Here is a 19,326-nt window from a genome sequence, read left to right on the forward strand (position 1 = left end):
CAACGCCGGTCACCAGAGAACGCGCGTTATCCACAGGCCCGGCACCCGCCCGCGCAGCGACGTACGCTGGAAGCCCCCGGCCCGTCACACGCGTCGGGCCCTTCGTGTTGCCCACCCCGGACGGAAGCGCCCCCGAATGAGCCTGCACGGTCTGCTCGACGCCGTAGTCAAGGACACCGCCCTCGCGGAAGCGATCACGGCGGCCGCAGACGGCAACCGCATGCACGTCGACCTGGTCGGCCCCCCGGCGGCCCGCCCGTTCGCGATCGCCGCCCTCGCCCGCGAGACCGACCGGCCGGTCCTCGCGGTGACGGCGACGGGACGCGAGGCCGAGGACCTGGCGGCGGCCCTGCGCTCCCTCCTCCCCCCGGAGGGCGTCGCGGAGTACCCGTCCTGGGAGACCCTCCCGCACGAGCGCCTCAGCCCCCGCAGCGACACCGTGGGCCGCCGCCTCGCGGTCCTGCGCCGCCTCGCCCACCCCCGCCCCGACGACCCCGACACGGGCCCGGTCTCCGTCGTCGTGGCCCCTGTCCGCTCCGTCCTCCAGCCGCAGGTCAAGGGCCTCGGTGACCTGGAGCCGGTGGCCCTGCGGACTGGTCAGACCGCCGACCTGAACGAGATCGTCGAGGCCCTCGCCGCCGCCGCGTACGCGCGCGTGGAACTCGTCGAGAAGCGCGGCGAGTTCGCCGTACGAGGCGGCATCCTGGATGTCTTCCCGCCCACCGAAGAGCACCCCCTGCGCATCGAGTTCTGGGGCGACGACGTAGAGGAGATCCGCTACTTCAAGGTCGCCGACCAGCGCTCCCTCGAAGTCGCCGAGCACGGCCTGTGGGCCCCGCCCTGCCGCGAACTCCTCCTCACCGACGACGTCCGCGCACGCGCGCGTGCCCTCGCCGAACAGCACCCCGAGCTCGGTGAACTGCTCGGCAAGATCGCCGAGGGCATCGCCGTCGAGGGCATGGAGTCCCTCGCCCCCGTCCTCGTCGACGACATGGAGCTGCTGCTCGACGTCCTGCCCAAGGGCGCCATGGCCGTCGTATGCGACCCGGAGCGGGTACGCACGCGTGCCGCCGATCTCGTGGCCACCTCGCAGGAGTTCCTCCAGGCGTCCTGGGCCGCCACGGCCGGCGGCGGCGAGGCGCCCATCGACGTCGGCGCGGCCTCCCTGTGGTCCATCGCGGACGTCCGGGAGCGGGCGCGCGAGCTGGACATGATGTGGTGGTCGGTGTCCCCGTTCGCGGCCGACGAGACGCTCGACGCGGACACCCTCAAGCTCGGCATGCACGCCCCCGAGTCCTACCGCGGCGACACCGCGAAGGCCCTCGCCGACACCAAGGGCTGGCTCGCCGACGGCTGGCGCACGGTCTTCGTGACCGAGGCCCACGGCCCGGCGGCCCGCACGGTCGAGGTGCTCGGCGGGGAGGGCGTGGCGGCGCGCCTGGAGACCGACCTGGGGGAGATCTCCCCGGCGATCGTCCATGTCGCGTGCGGCTCGATCGACTACGGCTTCGTCGACCCCGCGCTGAGGCTGGCCGTCCTGACCGAGACGGACCTGTCCGGGCAGAAGGCGGCCGGCAAGGACGGCGCCCGGATGCCGGCCCGCCGCCGCAAGACCATCGACCCGCTCACCCTGGAGACGGGCGACTACATCGTCCACGAGCAGCACGGCGTCGGCCGCTACATCGAGATGGTGCAGCGCACCGTCCAGGGCGCCACGCGCGAGTACCTCGTCGTCGAGTACGCCCCCGCCAAGCGCGGCCAGCCCGGCGACCGCCTCTACATCCCCACCGACCAGCTGGAGCAGATCACCAAGTACGTCGGCGGCGAGGCCCCCACGCTGCACCGCCTGGGCGGCGCCGACTGGACGAAGACGAAGGCACGCGCGAAGAAGGCCGTCAAGGAGATCGCGGCCGACCTGATCAAGCTGTACAGCGCGCGCATGGCGGCCCCGGGGCACGCCTTCGGCTCGGACACCCCCTGGCAGCGCGAGCTGGAGGACGCCTTCCCGTACGCCGAGACCCCCGACCAGCTGACGACCATCGCCGAGGTCAAGGAGGACATGGAGAAGTCGGTCCCGATGGACCGCCTGATCTGCGGCGACGTCGGCTACGGCAAGACGGAGATCGCGGTACGGGCCGCCTTCAAGGCCGTCCAGGACGGCAAGCAGGTGGCTGTCCTGGTCCCCACGACCCTGCTGGTCCAACAGCACTTCGGGACGTTCTCGGAGCGCTACTCGCAGTTCCCGGTGAACACCCGGGCCCTGTCCCGCTTCCAGACCGACACCGAGGCGAAGGCGACCCTGGAGGGCCTGAAGGACGGTGCCGTGGACATCGTCATCGGCACGCACCGGCTGTTCTCGTCGGAGACCAAGTTCAAGGACCTGGGCCTGGTCATCGTCGACGAGGAACAGCGCTTCGGCGTCGAGCACAAGGAGCAGCTGAAGAAGCTGCGCGCGAACGTCGACGTCCTCACGATGTCCGCGACCCCGATCCCTCGAACCCTGGAGATGGCGGTCACCGGCATCCGGGAGATGTCGACGATCACGACTCCCCCCGAGGAGCGCCACCCGGTCCTGACCTTCGTCGGCCCGTACGAGGAGAAGCAGATCGGCGCCGCGATCCGCCGTGAACTGCTGCGCGAGGGTCAGGTCTTCTACATCCACAACCGGGTCGAGTCGATCGACCGCGCGGCCGCCCGCCTGCGTGAGATCGTCCCCGAGGCGCGCATCGCGACGGCCCACGGCCAGATGTCGGAACAGGCGCTGGAGCAGGTGGTCGTCGACTTCTGGGAGAAGAAGTTCGACGTCCTGGTGTCGACCACGATCGTCGAGTCCGGCATCGACATCTCCAACGCCAACACCCTGATCGTGGAGCGCGGCGACAACTTCGGCCTGTCCCAGCTGCACCAGCTGCGCGGCCGGGTCGGGCGAGGCAGGGAGCGCGGCTACGCCTACTTCCTCTACCCGCCGGAGAAGCCCCTGACGGAGACGGCCCACGAGCGCCTGGCGACCATCGCCCAGCACACGGAGATGGGCGCGGGTATGTACGTCGCCATGAAGGACCTGGAGATCCGAGGCGCCGGCAACCTGCTCGGCGGCGAACAGTCCGGCCATATCGCGGGCGTCGGCTTCGACCTGTACGTCCGGATGGTCGGTGAGGCGGTCGCCGACTACCGCGCCTCGCTGGAGGGCGGGGTGGAGGAGGAGCCGCCGCTGGAGGTCAAGATCGAGCTCCCGGTCGACGCCCACGTCCCGCACGACTACGCCCCCGGCGAGCGACTGCGCCTCCAGGCCTACCGTGCGATCGCCTCCGCCAACACGGAGGAGGACGTCAAGGCCGTACGAGAGGAACTCGTCGACCGCTACGGCAAGTTGCCCGAACCGGTCGAGAACCTCCTCCTGGTGGCGGGCCTGCGCATGCTGGCCCGCGCGTGCGGCGTCGGCGAGATCGTCCTCCAGGGCAACAACATCCGCTTCGCGCCGGTGGAGCTGCGCGAGTCGCAGGAGCTGAGGGTCAGGCGCCTGTACCCGGGGACCGTCATCAAGCCGGCGGTGCAGCAGCTGCTGGTGCCGCGCCCCAAGACCGCGAAGGTGGGCGGGAAGCCGCTGGTCGGGCGGGAGTTGCTGGGGTGGGTCGGGGAGTTCCTGGCGTCGATTCTGGGCTCGTGAGCGGGGCCGGTCCGAAGCAGCAGGGGTGCGAGGAGGTTCGTCGCGAGCCGCATCGCGCCCGGGTCAGGCTGCTTCCCGACCGTCGGCCTCGGAGTCCTGCTGAGGAAGGCGCGTTTGGGGCGGGATTTCCGTGCCGGGTCGCCGACGGCGCCGGGCACGTACCCGGCGGGCCACGTAGGCGCAGACGGCCAGCACGAGGGCTGCGGCGAGGCTTCCTACGAACTCGGGAAGGGCGTCCCTCAGTACGTCATTCATGAGTGGGTTCGGCGCGCTCTGAAGGGGCCCGATCGCGCACCGTTCTCCTTTGGCGCGTCGGCGTGCTGTGATGTTCGGAGTGTCCCGGACCCATGGACGATGGAGATCGTGACCTTGAAGGCCCGGCCTAGATGGGGCCCTCCAGCAGGCCGGCGGCCTTGGCGAGCCTGCGCTGGCGCTGCCCGTTCTTACGCGACCCGGCCGGCCCGTCGGGGTAGACGAGCATCACCTCCAGCCGGAACGGCCGCCGGACGTGGTGCCTCAGTGCGTTCTCCAGGGCCGGGTGCCATGTGCCGGGCAGCAGGGCGATGCCTGTCTGCTCGTCCGGCACGAAGACATGCACGTCCAGATGGCCCCGTTGGTGCCTGCTCTTCAGCAAGGTGGCGACACGCAGGGCCTCGGCCTCCTGGCGGCTGAGCTGGTCGGTGCGATCCTCAAGGAGGTCGGCCCACGCTTTGCGGACCCGTTCGTTGAGTTCGGGGCACTCCAGACAGGTGGCCTGTCCGAGGACGACGTCGGACAGTCTCACTCTGCGCTCGGCGGCGCAGCGATCGCACGCGACCGTCCACGGGGCCTGGAAGCCGCGATAGCGCTCCAGGGCGTCGAAGCCGGCCTTGCGCAGCAGTCGCAGTGCGGTCTCGTGGGTGACCGGGCTGGCCGGGCCGTCCGCCACCACCGCCTCCAGCAGATCGGCCTCGCGCACATGCTCCACACGTTGACTCTTGGCTTGCTGCTGCGCTCGCCACCAGGCCTCGAGCCATACGTCACGGCCACGCAGGGGCACCTCGCAACCGACCAGGAACGCCTCCAGGCACGCTGCCGATCCCGGTACTTGGCGGCGCCTGGATATCCGTTGTGCGGTGCTGCGGGAGAGCGCCAGGCCGGCTTGACGGGCCCGGTTCTGCATCACCCGGTAGGACGGTGCTCCGCTGACCAGTCGCAGGCCCTCCAGCGCGGCGCTGAGATCCGGGAAGTCCTTGATGAGGTTCGGCGACGGGCCTTCCGGCGCACCACCGCTGCCGCGGCGTTCGCGGCACGCGGCGAGCCACATACGGTCGATCGTGTCGAGATCGAGACTGCACGCGTGAGCGAAGGCGCGGGCCACTTCACGTTTCGGCACGCCGATCCCCGAAGCCGCTCGCTGCAATGTCGCCGCACTGTATTCACGTGTTCGCGCTGAGAGCTCGGCGTACGAGATCCCGAGGGATTTCCGCCCGTCGCGTAAGGCGCCGGCCAGTTTGCCCACGGAACTCAGCGGGTCCGGGATCGGCTTTTCTGGGCGTCCCACCGTTGTGCGCCCCGTCTCAACGGCCGTGCACGACCGCGGCCACACCGCGGTCCTGTTCCAGGCGGTCCCGCCACGATGGACGACTCAGCATGAAGATCTCCCAACTGCTTCGTACGGTCACGCGCGTGCGCGACCCGATATCGGCTCCAACCGGCTTACGCCCAGCGGTCGTTGGCGCGACCGGCGGGCGCACAGCATTTTGCCACTCGAACATCGGGCGCCCACCCTTCCGCAATGGAGAATGCAACTTCGTCCCATGCGAAAGAGCACGTCAACTGCGGCATGGGACGATTTGCATAAATCCCTGATCTGCCACTTCAGAAGTCCCCGTGGGCCCCGAGAGCCGATACGCCCTGACCCCATCTCATTTCGTCCCAGGTCAGGTTGCACACAGCCGCCTTCACTGACACCATCCCCGTCACCGCCGCTCAACGCGGTGGTGCCCCTGCCTGCTTGGCTCCAACCGCCGATGAACAGGGACTTCAAGCCGGACACGTTGGCGCGTGGGACGGCTCACGAAAGGGTCGGCCGGAACAAACAGGCCGACCCTTTCCGTATTTGCCCTTTCGGTGACGGCCATTCTGTCTTTTTGTGATCGCTCAAGGTGAAGAAGCGATCAGGTGTGTGAATCAGGTGGGCTGGCTGCTCCCCTGTCCCGCCCGGCCGCCGGCTGTCGCAGTCGTCGGGTGCCGGTTGAGCGGGCCGATCCTCCTGAGTGCCCGGGTCCCTGACGTGGCATCAATGTGATGTGAGACACCATTGACCAGCATGTTCGACCACCACATGATCAGCACAGTTTCTTTGTAATGAAAAGTTAAGGGTCAGGTGGGGCGTGGTTACGCGAAGACGGGGGCACGGCTGGCGTCAGGCTGTGCGGAGTGGGGCGATGGCCATCACGCTCCTGGGGAGCGCGGTTCCGGTGGTCGGGGTCAGCGCGACCGCGGCACTCGCCGATGACGGGGCGGTCTCGGTAGGGGCCGACAAAACCCCGGAGTCGGAGGCGAGTTCTCTTGCCGCGGAGACGGGGAAGCGGGTGGCCGTCGACACGGCGACCACCGAGGCATCCCAGGTCTTCGCCAACCCGGACGGCACTTTCACGCAGGAGATGAACGCGGCTCCGGTCCGCGCCCAGAAGGACAACGGCACCTGGGCCCCCATCGACACCACCCTCGCGCGCGCGGCCGACGGCTCGGTGCGGGCGAAGAACACGACGGCCGATCTCACCTTCTCGGGCGGCGGCAAAGGCGACGGACTGGTCACGCTGGAGGACGAGGGGCACGAGCTGCGACTCGGCTGGCCCACCGCGCTTCCCGAGCCCCGGCTCGACGGCGCCACGGCCACCTACCCCGGCGTCCTCCCGGACGTCGATCTGAAACTGACCGCGCTGAGCTCCGGCTACACCTCGGTACTCGTGGTCAAGACCGCGGCGGCGGCGAAGAATCCGGCGCTCGCGACGATCACGATGACCGTCTCCGGCGGCGGCCTGGACATCGCGCCGACGGCCGCCGGCGGTTTCGTCGCCCGCGACGGCGACGGCACCCCGGTCTTCGAGAGCCCGGCCGGGCGGATGTGGGACTCGGCCGGTGACACCCCGGCCACCGGCGCCGAAACGGCCGGCCTCACCACGCAACTCGCCCGCACCGCTTCAGCGGCACAGGCCGACACCGAGGGCGAACCGCAGCCGACGGACGTCCCGGTGCCCGCCGCCGAGGGCGAGCCCACCTCCACTGAGGGCCCCGACAGCGGCGACGCCGCCGCCGACCTCCCGCTCAAGGTCACCGGCACCACGCTGGAGATCACGCCCGATCCGGACCTGCTCCACGGTGAGGACACCGTCTTCCCGCTCTACATCGACCCGCCGACCAAGGGCATCTCGCTGGGCGACTGGACCGCCCTCGCCTCCAACGGCACCAAGTACTGGGAGTTCGACGGGGACAAGGGCGTGGGGCGCTGCTCCAACTACGCGGGCTACCTCTGCTCGAACAGCCCGTACACCCAGCGCATGTACTTCGAGTACGCGCTGTCGCCGATCCACGGCAAGAAGGTCCTGGACGCGACGATGGAGGTGTACCAGGAGTGGACGTTCACCTGCGACCCGCACTGGTACGACCTGAGCCGCGTGGACAAGGGCATCTCCTCCAGCACCGGCTGGTCCTCGCGGCCCACCGCGGTGGACCTGATGGGTGACCGGTACGTGGCCTACGGACGCGGCGGCCTGTGCGACCCGTCGCAGCCGGCGAACTGGGTGCGCTTCAGCGACAACGTGGACGAGGAGACCAACGAGAACCTGACGACCACGCTCGCGTCCTACGCCTCGAAGAAGGAACCGCAGATCACCTTCTCGCTGACGGCGCACGACGAGTCCGACGCCGCCGCCTGGGCGCGGTTCCGCAACGACGCCAAACTGTCGGTGACTTACGTGTCGTACCCGTCCAAGCCGACCTCGTACGGCGTCCAGGCGGGCACCATCGGGCGGGCCTGCAACGCCTCCACGCAGCCCTTCGCCACTAGTGACACGACGCCGAAGATGCTGGCGACGGTGCAGTCGGCCGACGGCTCCAGCTCCCAGCTGCGCGCGATGTTCGAGGTGTGGAAGGCCGACGGCTCCAGCCGTACCTGGTACGAGGCATCGCCGGACGGCGCCTGGGTGGCCGACAACGCCGCCCGCACCGCGACGACCAACGCGCTGCCGGCCCAGACCGACTACCGGATGCGGGTCAAGACGCAGGCGTACTACAAGACGGACCGGGGCGCGACCGGCGTGCTGGATTCGTCCTGGTCGTCCTGGTGCTACTTCCGCATCGACACCGACCGGCCGCCGCCGCCGGTGGTGACCAGCGCGGACGGCATCTACAAGCCGGCCGAGACCGACCCCGCCGCGGGCGGGGTGGGCATGCCGGGCAAGTTCACCTTCACCCCCGGGGATGCCAACCCCACGACGGCCGGTATCCAGTCGGACGTCGTCAGCTACAAGTACAAGCTGAACAGCGGCAAGGTCTCCGACCCGATCCCCGTCGCCAAGGGTGCGTCCCATACCAGGGCGATCACGCCGAACCAGCCTGGTGAGAACACCATCCAGGTCTGGGGCTACGACGCGGCCGGCCACAGCTCGTTCACCGGCTACTACAGCTTCCTGGTGAAGGGCGCCGAACAGCCCTCGGGGATCTGGCACCTGGACAACGCCCTCACCGACTCCACCACCGCGACCCAGCACCCGCTGACCTCCTCGGGGGCCACCTGGGACACCCTGGCCCGCAGCGGCCCGGGCGCGGCGAAGCTCAACGGCACGAGCGCGTACCTGTCCACCTCCGGCGCGGTGCTGGACACCACCAAGTCCTTCACCGTCTCGGCCTGGGCGCGGCTGGCGAAGAAGGACGTCAACTACACCGTGCTGTCCCAGGCGGGAACGAACGCCTCCGGGTTCCAGCTGTACTACTCCACCGCCTACAACGCGTGGATCTTCAACCGCCACCAGACGGACGTCACCGAGCCCGTGATCATCCGCTCGATCGGCACCAAGCCGCCCGTCCTGAACGCCTGGACGCACCTCGCGGGCGTCTACGACGCGGCGGCGGAGACCCTCCAGCTCTACGTCAACGGCGTCCCGCAGGGCGATCCGACGCCGTTCACGGCCACACCGTGGAAGGCTTCCGGGAACCTCCAGGTCGGACGGCTGTGGCACACCGCGACGGGCAAGGAGAACTTCGCCGGAACCATCGACGAGGTGAAGGTCTGGTCCCGTGCGCTCGCGGACACCGAAGTCGCCCACGACGCCTGGCTGGAGGACGAGGACCTCAGCGACGGCACGGCCGGTGACCCGGTACCCGCGCTCGTCGCCAGGTGGGACGCCACCGACATGGCCAACGCGACCGGCACCACGGTCAAGGACACCAGCGGTTTCGGCCGCAACCTCACCCTCAACGGTGCCGCGCTCACCCAGATCAGCGTCGGTGACCCGGAGATCGGCGAAGAGGTCACGACCAGTCAGACGATGACCCTGAACGGCACCAGCGCGTACGCCACCGCCACCGGCCCGGTCGTCGACGACTCCGGTTCGTTCACCGCGACCGCCTGGGTGACCCTGGACCCCGCCAAGCTCGCCGACACCAGCAAGTCGTACGCGGTGCAGGTGTTCGGCCAGTCGGGCACGAGCCAGTCCTCCTGGGGCGTCTGGTACGAGCAGCCGGCCGGCAGCACCCAGGGGCGGTGGACGTTCGGCCGTCCCGACAAGGACGGCACCGGGGCGGCATGGACCGAGAGCGAGTCCGGCGCACTGACCACGTCCCAGCAGGGTGTCCCGGTCATGCTGACGGTCGTCTACGACGCCCAGGCGGCGGCCGACCCCGAGGACACCTCCAGGCTCGGCGGGCTGAGGCTGTACGTCGACAGCGCCCTGATGGGCGAGGAGGAAGGCGTGAGTTACCCGGCCGCCTGGCAGGGTGGCGGAGCGTTCGAGATCGGCCGCGCGAAGATCAACGGCGCTCCCGCGCGTTACTTCCCCGGCAAGATCGACAGCGTTCGCGTCTGGGCCGGAGCCACCTCCACCGACACGATCGCCAACCGGCGCAACACCGAGCAGCAGTAGGAGCGGGGCGGGGCGAGGCGGGCGGGGCCGAGCCGGACTTTCGGGTCCGCCCTGTCTCGCCCTGCCTGCCCTCCCCTGCCCTCGCCCGCTCCCTTCCGTTTCCGCACGACCGCGCCGCGTGTCCGCGCGGCCGCGCCATCGAGATCCGGCGTTCCGGGCGCCGACGCCGCTGCCCGGGCGCCACCCGCCCATTTCCACTTTCCGAGAACCGGGGACATCACCTTGTCTTCAAGACCCTTCCGCAAACGGCTGCCAGGGGCGGTCGTACGCCGCTGGCTCGGCCGTGGCGCGGTCGTCGCCTCCCTAGCCCTCCTGCCGCAGGTCGTGGTCCCCGCGGGCTACGACTTCGCCGCGCTGGCCCAGACCCAGGCTGCCCGCAAGAAGCTGGAAGACCGGCCCGAGTCGAAGATCGACAAGGTGGGCGTGCTCAAGCCCGGCACCTCCAAGGCGCCGAAGGACAAGGCCGCGTCGGCGTCCCGCAAGACTCGTGAGCGGCTGAAGGACGCCGCCTGGCCCGAGGCCGGCAAGGCCACCGCCGAGGTCGCGGCGTCCCGCAAGGCCGACGTCACCGTCGGCGGGCTCGGCATATCCCTGGCTCAGGAGCCCGCCGGCTCGTCAGCCAAGCCGGCGAAGACCGGGACGAAGACCAAGACGAAGACCAAGAAGAAGGCGACCGGTCCGGCCGAGAAGGTGGCGCTCCGCGTCCACTCCCGGTCGGCCGCGAAGAAGGCGGGCGTCAACGGCGTCCTGCTCACCGTCGACCCGGCGAGAGCCGCGTCCAAGGCCCCGGCCGGTGACAGCGACAAGCTCCGCCTCTCCCTGGACTACTCCTCCTTCTCCGACGTCTACGGCGGCAACTTCGGGCCCCGACTGCGCCTGGTGAAGCTCCCGGCATGTGCGCTGACCACCCCGCAGAAGAAGTCCTGCCGCACCCAGAGCCCCGTGGCGGGCGCGGACAACGACGCCGGGTCGCAGACCGTCACGGGCACCGTCTCCGCCCCCGCCCTCAAGGCCGGCACCCCGATGCTGCTGGCCGCCGCGGCCGACAGCTCCGGCGGCGGAAGCGACTACAGCGCCACCCCGCTGTCCCCGACCGCGACCTGGGAGGCCGGCGGCAGCACGGGTGACTTCACCTGGAACTACCCGCTGCGCGTCCCGCCGGCCACGGCCGGCCCGTCCCCGAACCTGTCGATCTCCTACGACTCCGCCTCGGTGGACGGCCGCACGGCAGGGGAGAACAACCAGACTTCTGTGGTCGGCGAGGGCTTCTCGATCACCGAGTCCTACATCGAGCGCAAGTACGCCTCCTGCAAGGACGACGGCCACTCCAGCAAGGGCGACCTGTGCTGGAAGTACGCGAACGCCACCCTTGTCCTCAACGGCAAGGCCGTCGAGCTGGTCAACACGTGCGCGGACAAGGCGGCCTGCGACACCGCCGCCCAGTCCCAGGCCACCGGCGGTTCGTGGAAGGTGAAGAACGAGGACGGCACCCGTGTCGAGCACCTGACCGGCGCCACCGGCAACGGCGACGACAACACCGAGTACTGGAAGGTGACCGGCCCCGACGGCGTCCAGTACTTCTTCGGCAAGCACCGCCTGCCCGGCTGGAGCAACAAGGGCACCACGGACACCAGCGACGACGACCCGGTCACCAACTCCGTGTGGACCGTCCCGGTCTTCGGCGACGACTCCGGCGAGCCCTGCTACAAGTCCACCGGTTTCGGTGACTCCTTCTGCACCCAGGCCTGGCGCTGGAACCTGGACTACGTCGTGGACACCCACGACAACGCCTCCACCTACTGGTACGGCCGGGAGACGAACTACTACTCCAAGAACGCCGACACCGCGGTCAACGGCACCGGCTACACCCGCGGCGGCTACCTCAACCGCATCGACTACGGCCTGCGCGACGACCTGATCTACAGCAGGCCCGCCGCCCAGCAGGTCCGCTTCACCTACGCCGAACGCTGCGTCGTCTCGGGCGGCTGCTCCAGCCTGACCGAGAGCACCAAGGCCAACTGGCCCGATGTGCCCTTCGACATGATCTGCGCGGCCAGCACCAAATGCACCACCCAGATCGGCCCGTCCTTCTTCACCCGCAAGCGCCTCACCGACATCACCACCTCGGTGTGGACCGGCACCGGCACCACCCAGCGGGACGTGGACACCTGGCACCTGGACCAGAGCTTCCCCGACACCGGTGACGCCTCCTCGGCGAGCCTGTGGCTGAAGTCCATCCAGAACACCGGCAAGGCCAACTCCACCGCGGCCGCCATGCCCGCGATCGTCTTCGGCGGCACGCAGCTGTCCAACCACGTGGAGGGCAGCGGCCCGGACACCCTGCGCTACATCAAGTGGCGCGTGCGCACCATCAAGTCCGAGACCGGCTCGACCCTCACCGTCAACTACTCCGACCCCGACTGCGTCTGGGGTTCGAGCATGCCGGCGGCCGTCGACAAGAACACCCGCCGCTGCTTCCCGGTCAAGTGGTCCCAGTCCGGGGCCGAACCGGTCACCGACTGGTTCCACAAGTACGTGGTCACCTCCGTCCTCCAGGACGACCCCTACGGCCACGCCGACACCGGCGAGAAGTACTACGACTACCAGGACGGCGCCGGCTGGGCCTACGCCGACGACGAGGGCCTGACCAAGGCGTCCAACCGCACCTGGTCGCAGTGGCGCGGCTACGGCAAGGTCGTGGAGACCTCCGGCAACGCCGAGGGCCCGCGCAGCAAGAAGTCCACGCTCTACATGCGCGGCCTGAACGGCGAGAAGGAACTCGACGGCACCGCCCGGGTGGAGAAGGTCACCGACTCCACCGGCACGGCAGTCGACGACTCCCGCCAGTACGCCGGCTTCGTCCGCGAGACCATCGTCTACAACGGCGCCGAGGAAGTCAGCGGCACCATCAACACCCCCTGGTCCCACAAGACCGGCAGCCACACGTACGGCTGGGGCACCACCGAGGCGTGGATCGTGCAGGCCGGCGAGGTGACCACCCGCACCACGACCCCCACGGGCGCCCGCACGGTCAAGCGGAAGACGACGTACGACACCACGTACGGCATGCCGGTCACGCTGGAGGACAGCGGCGACACCGCCAAGACGGGCGACGAGACCTGTACGCGCAAGACCTATGCGCGCAACACCTCGGACTGGATCGTCTCCCTCACCTCCCGTGTCGGGACCTATGGCGTCTCCTGCGCGACGACCCCGGTGGTTCCCGGTGATGTGGTCTCCGACATCACCACGGCGTACGACGGCCAGGCGGTCGGGGCGGAGCCCACGAAGGGCGACGTCACCGCCTCCTACCGGGTGGCGAGCTACGACCCGGTGACCAAGGCGCCCGTCTACCAGAAGGTCTCCGGTTCGACCTACGACAAGCTGGGCCGCGCGGTCAGCGCGACCAACGCCCTCAACCGCACTATCACGACCGCCTACGTCCCCGACGACACCGGCTACGGCCCGCTGAAGTCCAGGACCACCACCTCTCCGTCCCCCCAGCTCCACACCACCACCACCGAGGTCGATCCGGCCTGGGGCACGGCCACCAAGACCACCGACGCCAACGGCAACATCACCGAGTGGTCCCTCGACGCGCTCGGCCGCCTGCGGTCGGTCTGGAAGCCGGACCGCTCCCGCGCACTCGGCGACGCCGCCAGCATCGTCTACGCCTACAGCGTCAACAACGACAAGGAGACCTGGGTCCGCACCGACGCCCTCAAGGCCGACGGACAGACCTACAACAGCTCGTACGAGATCTTCGACGGCCTGCTGCGGTCCCGCCAGAAGCAGGTTCCCGCGCCGAACGGTGGCCGGGTGATCTCCGAGACCCTCTACGACGACCGTGGCCTGGCCTACGTCAAGAACGAGCAGGTCCACGACAACCTCGCGCCGTCGGGCACGCTGGCGAACACCTTCCCCGGTTCCGTTCCGGCCTCCACCGAGACGGTCTTCGACGCCGCCGGCCGTGCCACCGAATCGATCTTCCGGGTCTACGACGAGGAGAAGTGGCGCACCAAGACGGCCGAGCAGGGCGACCGCACCGCCGTCACCGCCGCCGCGGGCGGCACCGGCACGCTGACGATCACCGACGCGCACGGCCGGGTCACCGAGCGCCGTGAGTACGGCGGCCCCGTCCCGACCGGCACCGACTACACCCGCACCCTGTACGAGTACACAGCCGGCGGGCAGATCGAGAAGATGACCGGCCCGGACGGCGCGGTGTGGACGTACGGCTACGACCTGCGCGGACGGCAGGAGTACGCCATCGACCCCGACAAGGGCCGCACCGACACCACCTACAACGACGCCGACCAGCCGACGTCGGTCACCAGCACCCTCAACGGCGCCTCGCGCACCCTCATCACCGACTATGACGAACTCGGCCGCAAGTCCGGCACCTGGGACGGGGTGAAGGACAGCGCCCACCAGCTGACCAAGTTCACGTACGACAGCCTGGCCAAGGGCCAGCCGACCGCCTCGATCCGCTACGTCGGCGGCACCACCGGCAAGATCTACTCACAGGTCGTCACCGGCTACGACAGCCTCGGCCGCCCCAAGGGCACCAAGACCGTCATAGCCGCCTCCGACCCCCTGGTTGCCGCCGGTGCACCGCAGACCTTCACCACGTCGACGACCTACAACATCGACGGCACCGTCCAGTCCACCTCGATGCCCGCGGCGGCCGGCCTGCCCGCCGAGACCGTCACCAACAGCTACAACGGCCTCGGCCTGCTCACCGGCACCGACGGCATGACCGACTACGTCCAGAACGTCGGCTACTCCCCGTACGGCGAGATCGAGGAGACCCGCCTGGGCACCTCGACCGGGGCCAAGCAGCTCCAGATCCTCAACCGCTACGAGGACGGGACCCGCCGCCTGGCCAACACGCACACCGTCGACCAGACCAACGCCGGTTACACCAGCGACATCGACTACAGCTACGACGCCACCGGCAACGTCAAGTCGATCACCGACAAGGCAGGCGGCAAGGACACCCAGTGCTTCGCCTACGACGGCTACCGCCGTCTGACCGAGGCATGGACCCCGTCCTCCAACGACTGCGCCACCGCCCGGTCCGCGACCGCGCTCGGCGGCCCGGCCCCGTACTGGAACAGCTGGACCTACAAGCCCGGCGGCCTGCGCGACAAGCAGACCGAGCGCAAGGCCACCGGTGACACCACCACCACGGCCTACGGCTACCCCGCCGTCAACGCCAACGGAACCGGCCAGCCCCACACGATGACCTCGGTCACCGTGGGCGGCGGCACGGCGAAGTCGTACACCTACGACGAGCACGGCAACACCACCAAGCGCTACGGCCCCACCGGCACCGCGCAGAGCCTCGTCTGGGACGTCGAAGGAGAACTCAGCCGCCTCACCGAAGGCACCAAGACGACCGACTACCTCTACGACGCCAACGGCGACCTCCTGATCCGCCGGGGCCCCGACAAGACCGTCCTCTACCTGGCCGGCCAGGAACTGCACTACGACACGGCCGCCAAGAAGTTCACCGCCCAGCGTTACTACGCCTCCGGCGACGCCCTCGCCGTCCGCACCGAGACCGGCCTGTCCTGGATGGTCGACGACCACCACGGCACCGCCTCGATGACGGTCGACGCCACCACACAGGCCGTCACCCGTCGCTACACCAAGCCCTTCGGCGAGAGCCGTGGCACGACACCGCCGGCCTGGCCCGACGACAAGGGCTTCCTCGGCAAACCCGCCGACGACGCCACCGGCCTCACCCACGTCGGCGCCCGCGAGTACGACCCGGCCACCGGGCGCTTCCTCTCCGTCGACCCGGTCCTCGCCCCCGACGACCACGAGTCCCTCAACGGCTACGCCTACGCCAACAACACCCCTGTCACCAAGTCCGACCCCTCCGGCCTGAGGCCGATCACGGACTGCGAGAACGGGTGCAGCGACGGCAAGGGCGGCAGCTACCGGTCCTACATGACGATGGGCCCCAACGGGACCTGGGTCTACCACTCCACGCAGACCTACACGGTGCCCGTGTACGCCGGAGGGTACGGCGGAGTCTTCACCGTCACCGTCAAGAACGACGGAGGGAAGGTCTCGCACAAGGTCACCTTCAAGAAGGGCCCCCAGCCGAAGCCGGACCTGAAGGAGGGGGAGGAGCAGTTCGACGAGATGGAGGGCTACATGTTCGACGAACTGACGAAGAACGCCCGGTCCTCCGAGGTGAAGACGATGCAGGGGCTGCTGCGCCCGTGGGCCTGGTATGACGGGCTGGCCGGGCGGAATCAGGGAAGCGACATGACCGCCGCCATGACCATCTGGTTCGCCAAGGTCTGCCCCAAGGTGTGCGAATGGGACCACAAGCCGAAGCTCGAAAAGAAGTTCAACCTTCCCGAAAAGGGCTATTTCGTCGACGTTCCGGGGACTGACTACAAGGTCTTCTACGACATGTGGTCGAACATTCACTACGGCTATGTGGGCCGGGCTGCCGGTATCGATGCGAAGACGCTCATCGAAGGAGCCTCGGTCGGTGACTCCATCCTTGTCGGAGAGGACGACATCGGGGACCAGATGACGATGCAGGCCGGCATCGATCTGTTTGACCGTCAAGGGCTCGGACTGACCAGGGAACAGTTCCATTCCGCAGTGATCGACACCGTAGAGGATATGTACGAGAAGGGGGCGGACCAGGTGAAGAAGAAGTAGATCAGGCGGAAAAGTAGCGGAATGTCTCCCGCGGGGCCCCACTCGTTCTTCGCAGAGCGAGTCGGGCCCCTTCGGGGATTCCTGACGTATTTCTGTGTTCCGGGTGCGGGTACAGTTGCGAGTGGAGCTTCTCTGGTGATTTTTGATTCAGGCGATGAGCGGGGAGGGCCTGTGGACGGCCGACGGCTGCACGGATGTCTTGGTTCGGTCGTTGTGCTGGCCGTCGCCCTGCTGACGGCCCTGCTTCTGGGGAGGTCGTGGAGCGCCTGCGACGCGGGGGTGAACAGTTCGGCCAACGGGGGATTTCTGCTCGTTATCTTCATCCCCGTTCTCTGGTTTGTTCTGATGGCCGTTTGGCTGGGCGCTGGGGCTTTGCTGGGGCGGCATCCCGTCGTCCGCGCCTTTGTCATAGTGGCGCTGATCCTCATCGTTTCCTGGTGCGCCCTCTCCATTTTCTGGGAAGGCGAATCCTATTACTGCCCCAGCGGTGTTCCGCCGTGGTGGCCGGACTTCGTACCGGCTCCCGGATTCTGAAACTCCGACACCAATTCCGTGGTGATTCAGTGGTGGTCGCCGTGCCGGCCGAGGGTCTCCACGGGGGTCGCGCCGGGGCGGGTCCACTGCGGCACGGGGCGGCTGGTCGGGCCCCAGGTGGCGTTCCCGTCCGCGTCCGAGCGCCAGTACCAGCAGGCCTGGCGGCCCACGGCCGGGTGTCCCTCGCGGACATCGCCGATCACGGGGCAGCCCTCGGGGTTGTCCTCCCACGCCTCGCCGCGGCCGTAGGGCGTCATGTCGAGCAGTCCGAGGGACCCGTTGACCCGCTCGTTGCCGCGGCCCGTCGTGGAGTAGGTGAGGAACACCCGGTCACCGTCGCGCAGGAAGCAGGTGAGGTAACCCATCTCGCCGCCGACCGGCTCGGCCACGTCGCGCACCGAGTACCAGGGCTGGGTGTAGCCCATGAACTCGACGTAGGAGGCCACCTCGTCCCAGCGGCCCGTGGTCAGAACGGCGAACGACACGCCGCGGGCGTTGAGGTAGACGGCGTCCCTCACATGCCACGCCGTGGTGGTGCAGCCCTCGCACTGCCCCTGGTGCGGCGCGCCGTCGTACCACATGTGCTTGTAGACCACGAGCTCGTCGCGGCCCTGGAACAGATCGAGGAAGGGGACCGGGCCATCGGGTCCGACGACCTCGACCGTCCCGTCGAACTCCACCATCGGCAGCCGGCGGCGGGCCGCGGCGATGGCGTCCCCCTCACGGGTGTGGGCCTTCTCGCGCACCAGCAGCTCGTCTCGGGCGGTCTGCCAGGTGGCCAGGTCGACCACGGGCGGACGGCCGGGCAGCGCGGTGTTCGGGTCGGCCGGTGGGGTCGTCATGGGTGTCCTCCGTGAGGTCTCGTGCAGGGCGGCCGCGTACGACGCTGTGTCGTACGGCGCCCCGCGGCGGTCACGAGAACAGACTCCCGGCCCGGCCGGAACTCATCGCGATCCTCGGGGGAGAGGCGCAGGCGCCGGGGATGCGTCCCGGTAACCGTGAAGCCGCCCGCGGGAGATGAGTCTCCGCGGACGGCCCCTGTTCTCAGGGTGGTCCGGTTCCGGTGAAAGCAGCCGGCCGTGCCGCCCTGCCCGACGGTCGCGTGGTCCTCCGTGGGTCTTCGGCCTCTACTGCTGCTCGGGCGGCCTGTCGCGGTCCATGCCGAGTCCGCGCTCCATTCGCTGCTGCGCGTCGTCGACCTGGCTCTCGTACTTGTTGCCCGTCTTCTCGTTGGCCTGCCGTTCCGCGGCGTCGGACATGTCCCCGGCCTTGTCCTGCGCGTGGCGGTTCCTGAACCTGTCGAAGATGCCCATCCAGAGCTCCTTCCGGAGGTGACTCACCACCGACGATACGCCCGAGATGTGGGGTATGCCCGCTTAGCTCCCTGTGTGGTCTGGACCTCCTGAATGCCGCCATGCGCCGGGTCGCTACCGTATGCACGACGGCGTACCAGGGAAAGCCGCCTGTGCGGGGCGGAACCGGCAGCAAGGGGAGGGACGCATCGTGATGCGTCGAAGGGGCGGGGCGGCGAGCGCCGCGGCGATACTCGGCATGGTGCTGGTACTGGCGGGCTGCGAGGGCGTCGATCTGCCCGCGGCCGGGACCGAGCCCTCCGGTTCCGCCCCGGCCGCGGGCACCGGCCGCGCGGTGAACCCACTGGACAACCCCGACGGCACGAAGCCGGGCCTCGCGCCCCTCACCTCGGACGCCGACCGGGCCGAGGCGCGGGCCCTCATCCAGAAGGTGGCGACCAAGGGCCGCGGTCCGAAGACGGGTTACGAGCGGGACAAGTTCGGCTACGCCTGGATGGACTCGGCCCCGGGCGGCGTCCCGTTCGCCCGCAACGGCTGCGACACCCGCAACGACCTCCTCCAGCGCGACGGCGAGGACGTCCGTTTCCGCTCCGGTTCGGACTGTGTCGTGGCCTCGATGACCCTGCACGACCCGTACACGGGCCGGACGATCGACTGGGCCAAGTCCCGCGCCACGACCGTACAGATCGACCATGTCATGCCACTGTCGTACGACTGGCAGATGGGCGCCTCCCGTTGGCCCAAGGGCAAGCGCCAGGACATCGCCAACGACCCCCTCAACCTCATGCCGGTCGACGGCCCGACCAACGGCTCCAAGGGCGACTCCGGCCCCGCTTCCTGGCTGCCCCCGAGCAAGCCGATCCGCTGCTCGTACGCGGTGCGCTTCGCGCAGGTGTCGCTGAAGTACGAACTTCCCGTGACGACCGCCGACAAGGAGATGATGCTGCGCCAGTGCGGAGGCTGACGCGGTGGCGCGCGGCCGGGTGCCGAGCGG

General features: G+C 69.2%; 8 protein-coding genes. 5 read left to right on the top strand and 3 right to left on the bottom strand.

The genetic code is table 11. The features are described from left to right. Positions 1-136: 136 nt before the first annotated feature. The gene (gene mfd / locus ADK36_RS18690; protein WP_053198326.1) at positions 137-3,667 is read left to right on the top strand and encodes a transcription-repair coupling factor; all 3,531 of its coding nucleotides are present in this window, start codon (positions 137-139) and stop codon (positions 3,665-3,667) included. 382 nt (positions 3,668-4,049) lie between these two features. Here the strand turns inward: mfd and ADK36_RS18695 are convergent, their stop codons facing one another. Next, positions 4,050-5,042, bottom strand: a complete 993-nt coding sequence (locus ADK36_RS18695; protein WP_234329799.1) for a hypothetical protein — start codon at positions 5,040-5,042, stop codon at positions 4,050-4,052. Between the two features lie 1,054 nt (positions 5,043-6,096). On the opposite strand from ADK36_RS18695, the gene ADK36_RS18700 reads away from it, so the two are divergent. The 3 genes from ADK36_RS18700 (at position 6,097) to ADK36_RS18710 (ending at position 17,019) form a co-directional block, all read left to right on the top strand. Then, on the top strand, positions 6,097-9,795 hold the full coding sequence (locus ADK36_RS18700; protein ID WP_078942636.1) for a LamG domain-containing protein: 3,699 nt from the start codon (positions 6,097-6,099) through the stop codon (positions 9,793-9,795). 222 nt (positions 9,796-10,017) lie between these two features. After that, positions 10,018-16,485, top strand: a complete 6,468-nt coding sequence (locus ADK36_RS18705) for an RHS repeat-associated core domain-containing protein (protein WP_078942635.1) — start codon at positions 10,018-10,020, stop codon at positions 16,483-16,485. A 171-nt stretch (positions 16,486-16,656) separates the two neighbouring features. Further along, positions 16,657-17,019, top strand: coding sequence for a hypothetical protein (locus ADK36_RS18710; RefSeq protein ID WP_048583121.1), 363 nt, complete (start codon positions 16,657-16,659; stop codon positions 17,017-17,019). A gap of 26 nt (positions 17,020-17,045) precedes the next feature. Here ADK36_RS18710 and ADK36_RS18715 read toward each other — a convergent pair whose 3' ends face one another. After that, positions 17,046-17,861, bottom strand: coding sequence for a DUF899 domain-containing protein (locus ADK36_RS18715; protein ID WP_048583122.1), 816 nt, complete (start codon positions 17,859-17,861; stop codon positions 17,046-17,048). 285 nt (positions 17,862-18,146) lie between these two features. Next, complete coding sequence (locus ADK36_RS18720; RefSeq protein WP_048583123.1) at positions 18,147-18,332, bottom strand: Rv0909 family putative TA system antitoxin; 186 nt, start codon at positions 18,330-18,332, stop codon at positions 18,147-18,149. 193 nt (positions 18,333-18,525) lie between these two features. Between ADK36_RS18720 and ADK36_RS18725 the strand changes: the two genes are divergently transcribed. After that, on the top strand, positions 18,526-19,296 hold the full coding sequence (locus tag ADK36_RS18725) for an HNH endonuclease family protein (RefSeq protein WP_053198328.1): 771 nt from the start codon (positions 18,526-18,528) through the stop codon (positions 19,294-19,296). The last annotated feature ends 30 nt before the right edge of the window (positions 19,297-19,326 follow it).

Source organism: Streptomyces viridochromogenes, from assembly GCF_001270495.1.
GTDB lineage: Bacteria > Actinomycetota > Actinomycetes > Streptomycetales > Streptomycetaceae > Streptomyces > Streptomyces viridochromogenes_A.